Raw genomic sequence first — 12,731 nt, 5'->3', positions numbered from 1 at the left:
CGCCGGCAAGGGTGCCCGAAAAAGGAGGTCGTTACACCACGACCTCCATCCGCTCCTGCTCTCCAACCCCGAACACCCTTTTGTAGCGCTCTATCTCAGGCGTGGGCCCCATGGCTTTGTTGGGGTTGTCCGAGAGCTTCACCGTCGGAAACCCGTTGGCACTGACCGCTTTGCAGACCAGTGAGAAGGGCGCCAGCCTGTCGTCCGGCGTGAGGCCACGAAAGTCGTTGGTCAGCAGCGTACCCCAGCCGAAGGATACCTTTACCCGGCCGGCGAATTGAGCCGAGAGTTCCAGGATTTTCTCGACGTCCAGGCCGTCTGAGAAGATGACCAGCTTTTCGCGCGGATCCTCGCCGCGGGCCTGCCACCAGCGGATCGCCGTCTCTGCGCCCTCGGCCGGATCACCGCTGTCGATGCGGATACCGGTCCATTGGGTGAGCCAGTCCGGTGCACGGTCCAGAAACCCTTCAGTGCCATAGGTGTCCGGCAGGATGATGCGCAGATTGCCCTCATGCTCCTCGTGCCAATCGCTGAGCACGTCGTAGGGCGCGCGGGCGAGTTCGGTGTCGCTTTGGGCCAGGGCGGCATAGACCATCGGCAATTCGTGGGCGTTGGTGCCAATCGCCTCGAGGTCGCGGTTCTTGGCGATCAGACAGTTCGAAGTGCCGACAAAGCGCGGGCCAAGCCCTTCGACCATCGCCTGCACGCACCAATCCTGCCACAGGAAGGAATGCCGCCGCCGCGTTCCGAAATCGGCAATGCGCAGGGAGGGGTTTGGTCTAAGGCGCTGGATCTTTTCCCACAATTTGGTCATGGCGCGGGCATAGAGAACCTGAAGCTCGAACCGGGCCATGTCATGCAGGACGGCACGGCCCCGCAGTTCCATCAGAACAGCGAGCGCCGGGATCTCCCACAGCATGACTTCGGGCCAAGCCCCTTCAAAGGTCAGCTCGTATTGATCGCCGACCCGTTCAAGATAATAGGGTGGCAGGCGCAGCTGCTCGAACCATTCCATGAAATCATGGCGGAACATCTGGCGTTTGCCATAGAACGTGTTGCCCCGCAGCCAGGTGCTTTCCCCACGCGACAGCGAGAGCGTGCGGATATGATCAAGCTGCTCGCGCAACTCGCCCTCGTCAATCAGGCGGGCCAGTGGCACGTGCGAGGATCGGTTGATCAGGGAAAACGTAACCTGCGTGTCGGGACGATTGCGAAAGACCGACTGGCACATCAAGAGCTTGTAGAAATCGGTATCGATCAGAGATCGAACGATCGGGTCGATCTTCCACTTGTGGTTCCAGACACGGGTGGCGATGTCCATGGCGAGCCCTTTTTATACGCCTTTGTAAGGTGATACGCCAGCGATGCAAGGCGGGCCACCCCCTAAACCCGGGGCACGGAGTAATGGCTGGAGAGACAGTCGAGCAGATCGCCGCGCCGGATGGGCTTGGTCAGAAAACCGTCCATTCCCGCCTGCAGACATGCCTCCTCATCGCTTTTGAACGCATTGGCGGTGAGCGCAACGATGATCGGCTGGTGAGCGCCCGACTTGCGGATGGCACGGGTGGCATCCAGACCGCTCATCACGGGCATCGACATGTCCATGAACACCAGATCCGGACGCAGTGCGGCCGTCTTTGTCACTGCCTCCTGACCGTCATGCGCGAAATCGAGTGTGATGGGAACAGCGGCAAGATACTTGCGGATCAGCAAGCGATTGACCTTGTTGTCCTCGGCCACCAGGACCTGCATCCCCGAAAGACATGTCATCGCAGGGGCGCCGCCATCCGAAATGCGCGCCGGGGCAGACACTTCGCGAAGAGGGATGTGGAAAGAGAACCGTGAGCCGAGACCCGGGGTCGAAGATGCAAGGATTTCTCCCCCCATCTTCTCGATCAGAAGCTTTGAAATCGTGAGGCCAAGCCCCGTTCCGCCAAATCGCCGCGTGGTCGCGGCGTCGGCCTGCGAGAATCTCTCGAAGACATGTGACAGCTTATCTTTGGTCACGCCAATGCCGGTATCGCAAACCGCGCAGGACAATTTATCGCCGCCGGCGTCCCGGTGGCATTCAAGCTCAAGCCAGACACGCCCTTTCTCGGTAAACTTGATCGCGTTGCCGATGAGATTGACCAGAACCTGTCGCAGCCGCACGTCGTCGCCATGGACCACATCGGGCAAGCTCTCGAGCCCCTGTATCTCGAGCGCGAGACCTTTCTTTTCGGCCTGAGGTTTCAGCAGCGTCAGCACACCGGACACGCATGTCCGCAGATCAAAGTCGACCGGGCTGAGCTCCATCTTGTCGGCGTCGAGCTTAGAAAGATCGAGGACGTCGTTGATGATGGTCAGCAGCGCCTCGCCCGAATCTCGGATCGTGTCCGCGTAAAGCGTCTGCTCCTTGGTCATGGGTGTCTCTGCCAGAAGATCGGCCATCCCAATAATGCCGTTCATCGGTGTGCGGATCTCGTGGCTCATCGTTGCCAGAAACTCGGCCTTCACACGCGCCCCTTCCTCGGCGGCCCGTTTGGCTTCTGCAAGTTCACTGGCTTGCTGTTTGGCCTCGGTGACGTCACGCTCAATGGCTACCGTCATCTCGATCTCGCCGTCCTGATCAAGGACCGGGACAATGTTGGTTTCAACCCAGATCCGCGCGCCCGTCTTGGTCTGGTTCAGAACCTCCCCCCGAAAAGGCTCCCCCCGGTTCATCGCATGTGCAATCGCGTCGATAACGGCCGGGTCCGTCTCGGGGGCATTGAGCAAATCGCCTGTTCGCGACCCCAGCGCCTCGGTCAAGCTGTAGCCTGTGATCTTCGTAAAGGCGTCGTTGACCCAAAAAATCCGCCCTCCATCGCGCGACAGAATGACGGAATCGTTCGCATATCGCGCGACGAGCGAAAGCTGCCGCGCCTCCCGCTCACGGGTCAGCAGGCGCTGGTTTGTTTCCTCAAGCACGACGCTTTGATCCATAAGCGCAAGCGTGTCGGTCTTGTTGCGCTCAAAGCTGTAGGTCACAAAACCAAGAAAGGCGTGAACCATGTACGCCAAAAGGATCGCACCCGCGGCATCAAGCAGAAACAGCATGTCTGCCTGGGTGTGAAACACGGCTTCCCAGATAAAAAGAGGGATGGGTGTCGCGACGAATATGGCCAGACGGGCCATCGCAGCCTGTTTGTGAAACGGAAGCACCAAACCGGCATTGATGGCAGCCCCGGCAAGAAACGCGATGGCAAAAAGAGGCGCCGATTGATCAGCCGCGGCAAGCCATCCGAGCACCACACATCCCGATACGGTCAGAGCCTGAAACGCGGCGGTCGCAACACTCATCCGGCGAATAGGTGCGATTGGCGCAGCGCCGGAGAGCTTTTGCGGAACCCCCCTGAGATAGCCACAATCCACGATTTCCCCGACGAGCGACAGCATGACAGCGGCGAAACCGATAACAGGACCACTTACGATCGTGAGGATTGATGCCCCAAGCAGGGTCACGAGTTGCCGGCTGAGCAGATACCTGACGCGCCCCCGGGCATAGCGCACCAAAAGTGCCCGCTCGCCAAACTGGGCGCGGGCATCCGCCATCACATCCGGGGTATCGGTCGGTTCATCTTGGTGCAAATACCGGGTCCTCCTGACCATCCCGGGAGAAAGGAATAGCCGGAGGAACCTTAAGAATTTGCAACTATTCGAAAATCTGCACGCCGGCCTGACGCATGCCCTCAAGTGCTGTCTCAAGCGACCCGTCAAGATCGATGGCCCGGCACGCGCTCAGGTCGACATGGACGTCAAAGCCGAGCCGCGCCGCATCAACCGCCGAGTAGTTGACACAAAAGTCCGTCGCCAGTCCGACCAGCGTCAGCGCGTTTATGGACCGGGTCCGCAGATACCCCTCCAAACCGGTTGGGGTGGTCCGGTCATTCTCGAAGAATGCGGAATAGCTGTCGATCCCAGCGCGAAACCCTTTACGGATAATCAGATCACCATCAGCCCGCAGATCGGGGTGGAACGCCGCCCCCTCCGTCCCCTGGATACAATGATCCGGCCAGAGCACCTGATCCCCGTAGGACATGCTGATCAACTCATAGGGCGCCTTTCCCTCGTGACTTGACGCAAAAGAGGAATGACCAGTCGGATGCCAGTCCTGCGTCAGGATGACCGTATCCGCCTCCTCCATCAGTGCGTTGATGCGCGGTACGATCGCGTCGCCGTCCGGCACCGCAAGCGCGCCACCAGGGCAGAAATCGTTCTGGACGTCGATCACGAGAAGGGCACGGGTCATGAGAAGCCTCCTTTGCTGCGCCTCAGGGCTAGGATGCAAGGGCGTCTGCGTCAATCTCGTTCATGAACGAAACGATCCTGGGCCAGACGGTCCGTTCCGCCGCACGCGAGCGCCAGAGACGGGCATGGCTGAAATCCTCTGCGTCGCCGTTATCCCGGCAGCAAAGATGGAAGCGCCCGTTTTGCCCGAAGGCACGGGCAAGCGCGCGACATCCTTCGGCGGGGGCGATATGGCGATCTGCGGCACCCGCCAGAACCAGCGCCGGGAGGGACAATTCGGCCAGCCGGGGCAACACGCTGCGCCCTGACCGGTCAACGAGATCCCGTGCCGCGTTCATGTCCAGCCAATCCCGCAGAACCTGCGCGGCCTCATCGCTGTCTCCCAGCCGAAGCAGCCGGTTCGGCCAGCGCCCTGTCAACCTGCCCTGTGCGGAGAGCACGCGGAGGGCAAGGCGAAACGGCAAAGGCGCCAGGTGAAGATGAGTGGCCTGTGTCCCCAAGGTCGTCAGGCTGCGCACCTGGTCGCGGATCTGCGCCGCATGCGCAATGGCGAGGATCATGGCAAGCCCACCGCCCGAATGGGCCATGATGTGAACAGGCGCGCTTGCGGCATCCGCGACATGGGCGATGGCCTGGCTCATCTCGCCGTCAGCCAGATCGTGAAGGCCGAACGCCATCTTCGCGCGCACCCCATGCGAGCGGCCGCGCCATTCGATAATGTAAACGGACCGATGGCGCGCCAGGGCAACGGCAACTGGCAAACAGGTTCTGGCCGAGGAGAACGTGCCATGCGTCAGCAGAACCGGGGGAGGTCCGACCGGGCCTTCAACATGATAAAGGGCGCCGGGCCCGACATAGTCGGTCAGACGTCGAAGCGGAGCGAGCATGGGCCGAACGTGACGGCAGTCCGGCGATTTCGTCAAATCTTTCGTTGCGGCAGCGCCCCCTTGCGCCGGTCGGGGGCGCGGCGTATTTCGGCCATATGTATGTGATCGCGGCACTTTATCATTTCACACGGTTTGACGATCCCGCGGCCCTCAAGCCGGGGCTTGCCCGGCAATGCTGCAGTCATGATGTGAAAGGCACGCTGCTTTTGGCGCCGGAAGGCATCAATGGCACGATTGCCGGGTCGCGCGCCGGGATAGACGCCGCTTTGGCCTACATCCGCGGCCTGCCGGATTGCGCGGATCTGGAGTGGAAGGAAAGCCAGAGCGACACGCCCCCTTTCGGCAAACTTAAGGTCCGCCTCAAGCGTGAGATCGTGACGATGCGCCAGCCTGACATCGACCCGAGGGCACGGGTCGGTCATTATGTCGAGCCGGAGGACTGGAACGCACTGATCCAACAGCCCGATGTCGCCGTCATAGACACGCGCAACGATTATGAAGTGGCGATAGGAACCTTCGAAGGCGCCATCGATCCGCAAACACAGTCTTTCGGAGAGTTCCCGGACTGGTGGGAGCGTCACAAATCGCAGTTCGAAGGCAAGCGGATCGCGATGTTCTGCACCGGCGGTATTCGTTGCGAAAAATCGACCAACTTTCTGCTGGGACAGGGTGTTGAAGAGGTATTCCACCTTAGAGGCGGCATTCTGAAATATCTCGAAGACGTCCCGAAGGACGAGAGCACGTGGCAAGGCTCCTGCTTTGTTTTTGACAATCGTGTCAGCGTCGATCACGGGCTTGTCGAAGGCCCTCATCTGCTTTGCCATGGGTGCCGCCGACCGATCCTGCCGGAAGACACAAGGCGCCCTGAATACGAGGCCGGGGTGGCCTGCCATCATTGCGAGGCAGAGACGAGCAGCGCCGACAAGGCGCGCTTTCGCGAGCGGCAGAAGCAAATGCGCCTGACACGGGAGCGGCAGAACCGCATCGCGGGCTGACGAAAGGCTTTTCGGCAGTCCGCCGCCTCCGACCGCGCATTTGCCTTTTGCATTTCAAAGCAAAAACCGTCTATTCACCCGAAAACATCAACGCAGCGGCGGCGCGCATCCGCGCATCCGCGCATCCGCTGACAGGTAAGGTGAAGTCGAGCGTGAAAGCCGTCATTCTAGCCGGGGGACTTGGCACCCGCATCAGCGAGGAGAGCCATCTCAAACCCAAGCCGATGATCGAAATCGGTGGCAAGCCGATCATCTGGCACATCATGAAAAGCTATGGAGCGCATGGCATCCATGATTTCGTGATCTGCTGCGGTTACAAGGGCTATGTGATCAAGGAATACTTCGCGAATTACTTCCTGCATATGTCCGACGTGACATTTGACCTGTCGAACAATGACATGGAGGTGCACCACCGCAATGCCGAGCCCTGGCGCATCACGCTGATTGATACCGGTGAACTGACCCAGACGGGCGGGCGGATCAAGAGGATCGGCGCCTATCTGGACGGGACCTTTTGCCTGACCTACGGCGATGGCGTGAGCGACGTCGACATCACATCGCTTGTCGACTTTCACAAAACGCAAGGATGCGAGGCGACGGTGACCGCCATCCAGCCGGCCGGGCGTTTCGGCGCGATCCGACTGAACGGGGATCGTGTGACATCGTTCTTCGAAAAGCCCCAGGGCGACGGGCGCTGGATCAGCGGCGGGTTTTTCGTGTGCGAGCCTTCGGTTCTTGAACGCATTGCAGGCGACGAGACGGTGTTTGAGCAAGAACCGCTCACCGGCCTCGCCTCGGACGAACAACTGGCGGTTTGGCGGCATTCGGGCTTTTGGTCTGCCATGGATACGATGCGCGACAAGAAGCAGCTTGAAGAATTGTGGAGTACGGGTGCCGCCCCGTGGAAGACGTGGGAATGACGGGTTTCTGGGCCGGCAAACGGGTCCTGGTAACCGGCCATACCGGGTTCAAGGGATCGTGGCTGTCTCTCTGGCTCAGACATCTGGGAGCGAAAGTCTATGGCCTGGCCCTGGCGCCCGATACTCAACCGAGCCTCTTCGAACAGCTCTCTCTCGAAGGAGATCTGGACCACCGGATCGGGGACATCCGCGACACGACCCTCGTGGCCGCACGGGTTGCCGAGGCGGATCCCGATATCGTTTTCCACCTCGCGGCGCAGCCTTTGGTTCTGGCCTCATATCGCGACCCGCTCACGACTTGGGCCACCAATGTGATGGGCTCTGCCCATGTGCTGGAGGCGCTGCGCCCCCGGTCCAAGGTCTGCGCGGTGGTGATGGTGACAACGGACAAGGTCTATCAGAACCACGAATGGCATCACCCTTACCGCGAAACCGATCCCCTTGGGGGGCACGATCCCTATAGCGCCAGCAAGGCCGCGATGGAGATTGCAGTCGACAGTTGGCGCAAGTCCTTTTTGGGCACGGAAAGCCCGGTGCGCGTGGCATCAGCGCGGGCCGGGAACGTGATCGGCGGCGGCGACTGGGCCGCTAACCGGCTGTTGCCGGACATCATGCGTGCCCTGGCCAAGGGTGCGCCGATCGCGGTGCGCAATCCCGGTGCGGTTCGTCCCTGGCAGCACGTCCTGGAACCCTTGGCGGGGTATCTCAAGCTGGCCGAGCATCTCTGGAACGATGCCGACCCTGGGCTTCAGGACTGCTTCAACTTCGGGCCGGAGGCGCGCGATATCCGATCTGCCGAGGCGCTTGTGAATGCCGTCCTGCACCATTGGCCCGGGACATGGGACGACCGCTCTGACCCCAATGCGCCGCACGAGGCCGGCCTTCTCAGCCTGTCGGTCGAAAAGGCCCGTGCCGTGTTGAACGTCGCCCCGCGCTGGGACTTTGACCGAACCGTCAAGCACACGGTGCAATGGTATCGCGATGTCGCCGATGGCGCGCAGGCGCGGGATGTGTCGCTGTCGCAGATCGAAGCGTTTGGCGCACCATGATCTTCCGGTCTCTCCCCCTTGATAGCGCGATGGAGGTCACCCTTCAACGGCGTGGGGATGCCCGCGGCTTTTTCGCCCGCACTTTTTGTGAGGACGAATTCGCATCCCAAGGGCTCAACACGCGTTGGGTGCAAATGAATATCTCTCTAAGCGCCGAACAAGGCACTGTCCGTGGCCTTCACTTCCAGCGCCCGCCATCGGCCGAGGTGAAGCTTGTGCGCTGCCTGCGCGGACGGGCCTTGGATGTCATTGTGGATCTGCGGAAAAGCTCGGCGACGTTCGGGCATCACTGCGCGCTGGAACTGGATGCCGAGGCCCGCAATGCGATCTACATTCCAGAAGGCTTTGCGCATGGATTTCAAACCCTTACGGACGAAACCGAGCTGCAATACATGCACTCCCACCGCTATGCGCCGCAAGACGAGGGCGGGATTAACCCTTTGGACAAGAGCCTTTCCATCGACTGGCCCCTTCCAATTTCGCAACTTTCGGATCGTGACGCCGCCCTGCCTGGACTGAAGGAGTGTGAACCGCTGTGACCCCAAGCTGTCGCCATTGCGCCTCCCCGCTGACGCAGGACTTTCTTGATCTTGGGCATGCCCCGCCTTCGAACGCCTATCTGTCGGTCGAGGATCTCGACCGACCGGAAGTCACGTTTCCGCTGAAGCTTAAGGTCTGCCGGAGTTGTCGGTTGGTTCAGACCGAAGACTTCGCCGCGGCGGATGAGCTTTTTACCCGTGACTATGCCTACTTTTCGTCAACCTCGCGCAGCTGGCTTGAACATGCCGCCCGCTATGTGGAGATGATCTGTGATCGTTTGTCCCTGGGCGCGGACAGTCACGTGATCGAGGTGGCCTCGAACGACGGCTATCTTCTGAAGAACTTTCTGCCTCGGGGCATACCCTGTCTTGGGATCGAGCCTACCGAAAGCACGGCCAAGGCGGCAGAGGCCCTGGGTGTTCCGGTTCTGCAGGCCTTCTTTGGAGAGACCTGCGCGCGGGACGTGCCGAAATCCGACCTCATCATCGGAAACAACGTCTATGCGCATGTTCCCGATATCAACGACTTCACAAGGGGGCTGGCGCGCGCCCTGAAGCCCGAAGGCGTCGTGACGCTCGAATTCCCTCACGTGATGCGGCTGGTCGAATTCGGCCAGTTCGACACGGTCTATCACGAACACTTTTCCTATCTGTCTTTGCTGACGGTGGAGCGCATCTTTGCGTCGGCCGGTCTGCGGGTTTGGGACGTCGAGGAGTTGCCGACCCATGGCGGCAGCCTGCGTGTCTATGGATGCCTGAGATCTGCCTCGCGCCTCGAAACGCCGAACGTGGCGCGCCTCCGCGCGGTCGAGGCGGAACGCGGTATGGGCGATGATCTGTTTTACGATGCCTTTCAGGAGACGGCGAACCGGATAAAGGATGATGTGCTCCGCTTTCTGATGGACGCGAAGGCCAATGGAAACTCGGTCGCCGGCTATGGCGCAGCGGCGAAGGGCAATACGCTGATGAATTACGCCGGGATCCGGCACGATTTGATGCCGTTTGTTTGCGACGCGGCGCCTTCGAAGATTGGGAAGTACCTGCCGGGAAGCCATATCCCGATCCTGTCACCGGATCTGCTGCGCGAGAACCGGCCCGACTATCTGATGATCTTTCCTTGGAACATCGCGGCGGAGATCCGGGCGCAAAACGCGGACCTCGCAGAGGCCGGGACCCGTTTTGTCACGGCGGTTCCCCGGCTTGAGGTCACCGGATGACGCGCGTTCTTCTGACAGGAGCAACAGGCTTCGTCGGCCATGCGGTTCTTCAGGCGCTACAAGCCGAGGGATTGCCGACCCGGTGCGTCATTCGCAAAGGCAGCACCGATCGGCTGGAACGTCTAACGGACCGGGACGAGGTCATAGAGACCCCCGACCTTTTCGCCGAAAGCGCCGACTGGTGGACGCAGATCTGTCACGGTGTGGACATGGTGGTGCATGTCGCCTGGTACGCGGAGCCCGGGAAATACCTGATGTCTTCCCGCAATCTTGACTGTCTCTCGGGCACGCTGGCTCTGGCCCAGGGTGCGGTCGCGGCGCGGGTCAGACGGTTTGTCGGTGTCGGAACCTGCTTTGAATATGATCTGACCGCGGGGGATCTCTATTTGGACACACCGCTTGACCCGCAGACGCCTTACGCGGCAGCCAAAGCCGGTGCTTACATCGCCTTGTCGCGGTTCCTGCCGTCTGCCGATGTCTCCTTCCTCTGGGGCAGGCTCTTTTACCTCTATGGCCCACGCGAAGATGCCCGGCGGCTGATCCCCTATCTCCACCAACAAATGCAAGCCGGGCGTGCCGCCGACATGACCAGCGGGACACAGATCCGCGACTACATGGATGTCCACGACGCGGCGCGCCTGCTTGTGGCCGATGCAATGGGATCGCAGACAGGCGCCTCGAACATCTGCAGCGGCTCGCGCCGCACGGTGCGAGAGCTTGCCGAAGAGATTGCGGATCTTTATGGCCGTCGGGACCTTCTGAATTTCGGGGCACGCCCGGATAACATCACCGATCCGGCCGTCGTCGTCGGACACCGCACTTGACCGCTTCGGGGGAGCCTGGATGAGCCAGTTCAAAGACGAAATGAAATCGCGCATTGCCGATATGGCAGCCAATGACGGTCTAAAGGACAGTGCGTTGGCGTTCCTGCAAGCCTCTGTCCAGCCTCAATATTCCTACAATTTCCATTGGATGAACCGGCCTATCATCCAATACCCGCAAGACATCGTCGCGATGCAGGAGCTGATCTTTGAGATCAAACCGGATCTGATCATCGAAACCGGTATCGCCCATGGTGGATCATTGATCTTTTCGGCCTCCATGCTTGCCTTGCTGGACATGTCCGAAGCCATCGAGGCGGGAACACAGCTGGATCCGGCCCGGTCGAACCGCAAGGTTCTGGGCGTCGATATCGATATCCGCACGCATAACCGGGCCGCGATCAACGCGCATCCCATGGCGTCACGGATCGAGATGATAGAGGGGTCCAGCATCGCGGAAGACGTGATCACGCAAGTGCGTGAGATCGCGTCCGCCCATACGCGCATTCTGGTCTGTCTGGACAGCAACCACACGCATGATCATGTGCGCCAGGAATTGGAACTCTACGCACCTCTGACATCGGTTGGTAGCTATTGCGTGGTGTTTGACACATTGATCGAAGACATGCCCGCCGATGCCTATCCCAACCGGGACTGGGGACCCGGAAACAACCCGAAAACCGCTGTCTGGGACTACGTCAAGACGCATCCTGAATTTGAGATTGATCGCGCCATATCCGACAAGTTGCTGGTCAGCGTTGCAGATGACGGGTTTCTGCGGCGGATCTCATAGCTCACGCTTGAAGTTTCGGCTGCGCTGCTTAGCGGCGCGCCACGCTTTGTCCCGCGACAGCGTGTTGTCCAACACCGCGCCAAGGTCATTTGCCAGGATTTCGTCATAGACCCGCGCCGCGGTCAAAATTGTATTTTCGCCGTCTTTTTCCGCCGACACCCGCAGGCTGTTGATCTGGGACCGGATGCGGGCCACGCGCTCTCCAAGCGTTTTCTTGCGTTTTGCGGGCAGATCATAGGCCTGAGCCAGTTCGGCGGTTGTTCCAGTTTCTTCGGCATATGCCTTCAGGATGGCCTCCACATTTTCGGAAACCTCCGGTTTGTTGCGGGCGCCACTGACCACCATGTGATACCAGGCCTTGAAATCCGGGCGGCGCGCGTCCCCCATGCGCCTGCGTAATGTTTCCAGGGTGGAGAATAGCACCAATGGAACGAAACGGGCATTGTCCATCACGTCCTGATACGTATCCGCCCGATTTTCCGCATCGAATTGCTGGGCCGGCTTGCTGCGCGGATCATCCGCCTTAAAGCCCTTTTGCGCGCCCCCATTGCTGGCCGGACTGTGCCCGTTGATCGAAAAGGGGTGATCACAGTGAAGAAACGCCCCGCCCACAAGTGCGGCGCGATATTCGAAATTCACGTCCGGAATGGCGCCGTCAAAGAACACGCCGGAAGAAGGCGCCACACGTTCCAGATAAGCCTTGGCAACACAGCCGTGATAGATGTTGGCGCTTGGAACCATCTTGGCGAGATCGCAGCTTAGCAGAGCCCGCTCATTCCGGGACGGATCATAGGGTTGCGGCGCACCAAAGGTGCCGTCCCGGTAAAACCGAATGCCGCCCGTCTTTTGGCCGAAACCGGGAATGGGCCACCCATAGGTCGCCCTTGTCCAGCTCAGCCCGTCTGGACGATGACGCTCGAGGACATCGCGCAAATGCCTGAATTGTCCCGGCAGGATCCCGTCATCATCCCCGAAAACAACGACGTAATCTCCGGTCGCGTTCGTCACGGCCTGGTTGAAATTCTCGCGCATCGCCACGCGTTGGCCGGTGTTGAAATATCTCAGCCGCGGATCCTCAATGGCCCGAACGACGTCTTCCGTGCCGTCCTGACTTGCATTGTCATTGACCACCACCTCGATATCGGGATCGTCGATATCCAACGCGGTCTGAATGGACGCGGGCAGATAGGCAATCCGCTCGCGCGTTGGAATGACGATGCTGATTTTCACCGGTTCGTCCT

At 60.3% G+C, this 12,731-nt stretch carries 12 protein-coding genes; 7 read left to right on the top strand and 5 right to left on the bottom strand.

Translation table 11 applies throughout. The features are described from left to right. Positions 1-31 precede the first annotated feature (31 nt). The 4 genes from pncB to CFI11_RS01070 all read right to left on the bottom strand — a co-directional run bounded on the left by pncB (position 32) and on the right by CFI11_RS01070 (position 5,156). Positions 32-1,321: a nicotinate phosphoribosyltransferase gene (pncB, locus tag CFI11_RS01085; protein ID WP_130402219.1), complete on the bottom strand. Its 1,290-nt coding sequence runs from the start codon at positions 1,319-1,321 to the stop codon at positions 32-34. Between the two features lie 62 nt (positions 1,322-1,383). Continuing rightward, positions 1,384-3,609 (bottom strand): PAS domain-containing hybrid sensor histidine kinase/response regulator, encoded by a 2,226-nt coding sequence (locus CFI11_RS01080; RefSeq protein ID WP_165390156.1) that lies wholly within the window; start codon positions 3,607-3,609, stop codon positions 1,384-1,386. Between the two features lie 64 nt (positions 3,610-3,673). Then, positions 3,674-4,270: a bifunctional nicotinamidase/pyrazinamidase gene (gene pncA / locus CFI11_RS01075; RefSeq protein ID WP_130402215.1), complete on the bottom strand. Its 597-nt coding sequence runs from the start codon at positions 4,268-4,270 to the stop codon at positions 3,674-3,676. A gap of 28 nt (positions 4,271-4,298) precedes the next feature. Continuing rightward, positions 4,299-5,156: an alpha/beta fold hydrolase gene (locus CFI11_RS01070; RefSeq protein WP_130402213.1), complete on the bottom strand. Its 858-nt coding sequence runs from the start codon at positions 5,154-5,156 to the stop codon at positions 4,299-4,301. Positions 5,157-5,251: 95 nt separating this feature from the next. On the opposite strand from CFI11_RS01070, the gene CFI11_RS01065 reads away from it, so the two are divergent. The 7 genes from CFI11_RS01065 to CFI11_RS01035 all read left to right on the top strand — a co-directional run bounded on the left by CFI11_RS01065 (position 5,252) and on the right by CFI11_RS01035 (position 11,490). Beyond that, a complete protein-coding gene (locus tag CFI11_RS01065; RefSeq protein ID WP_130409890.1) occupies positions 5,252-6,151 on the top strand; it encodes a rhodanese-related sulfurtransferase in 900 nt (299 codons plus the stop codon). A gap of 152 nt (positions 6,152-6,303) precedes the next feature. Beyond that, positions 6,304-7,071: a glucose-1-phosphate cytidylyltransferase gene (rfbF, locus tag CFI11_RS01060; RefSeq protein WP_130409889.1), complete on the top strand. Its 768-nt coding sequence runs from the start codon at positions 6,304-6,306 to the stop codon at positions 7,069-7,071. Further along, the gene (gene rfbG / locus CFI11_RS01055; RefSeq protein ID WP_217358744.1) at positions 7,068-8,120 is read left to right on the top strand and encodes a CDP-glucose 4,6-dehydratase; all 1,053 of its coding nucleotides are present in this window, start codon (positions 7,068-7,070) and stop codon (positions 8,118-8,120) included. Before rfbF ends, rfbG begins: the two co-directional genes overlap by 4 nt. Continuing rightward, on the top strand, positions 8,117-8,659 hold the full coding sequence (gene rfbC / locus CFI11_RS01050) for a dTDP-4-dehydrorhamnose 3,5-epimerase (RefSeq protein WP_130402209.1): 543 nt from the start codon (positions 8,117-8,119) through the stop codon (positions 8,657-8,659). The genes rfbG and rfbC overlap by 4 nt, the downstream gene beginning before the upstream one ends. Further along, positions 8,656-9,876 carry a class I SAM-dependent methyltransferase gene (locus CFI11_RS01045; protein ID WP_130402207.1) on the top strand — a complete coding sequence of 407 codons (1,221 nt, stop codon included), beginning with the start codon at positions 8,656-8,658 and terminating at the stop codon, positions 9,874-9,876. Before rfbC ends, CFI11_RS01045 begins: the two co-directional genes overlap by 4 nt. Continuing rightward, positions 9,873-10,700: an NAD(P)-dependent oxidoreductase gene (locus CFI11_RS01040; protein ID WP_130402205.1), complete on the top strand. Its 828-nt coding sequence runs from the start codon at positions 9,873-9,875 to the stop codon at positions 10,698-10,700. Before CFI11_RS01045 ends, CFI11_RS01040 begins: the two co-directional genes overlap by 4 nt. Positions 10,701-10,719: 19 nt before the next feature. Next, positions 10,720-11,490, top strand: a complete 771-nt coding sequence (locus CFI11_RS01035) for a cephalosporin hydroxylase family protein (RefSeq protein ID WP_130402203.1) — start codon at positions 10,720-10,722, stop codon at positions 11,488-11,490. On the opposite strand, the gene CFI11_RS01030 is transcribed toward CFI11_RS01035, so the two are convergent. Next, the gene (locus CFI11_RS01030; RefSeq protein ID WP_130402201.1) at positions 11,485-12,720 is read right to left on the bottom strand and encodes a glycosyltransferase family 2 protein; all 1,236 of its coding nucleotides are present in this window, start codon (positions 12,718-12,720) and stop codon (positions 11,485-11,487) included. The genes CFI11_RS01035 and CFI11_RS01030 overlap by 6 nt on opposite strands. Positions 12,721-12,731: the final 11 nt, after the last annotated feature.

The sequence above is a fragment of the Thalassococcus sp. S3 genome (assembly GCF_004216475.1).
Classification (GTDB): Bacteria; Pseudomonadota; Alphaproteobacteria; order Rhodobacterales; family Rhodobacteraceae.
This window is presented reverse-complemented; position numbering and strand designations above follow the sequence as displayed.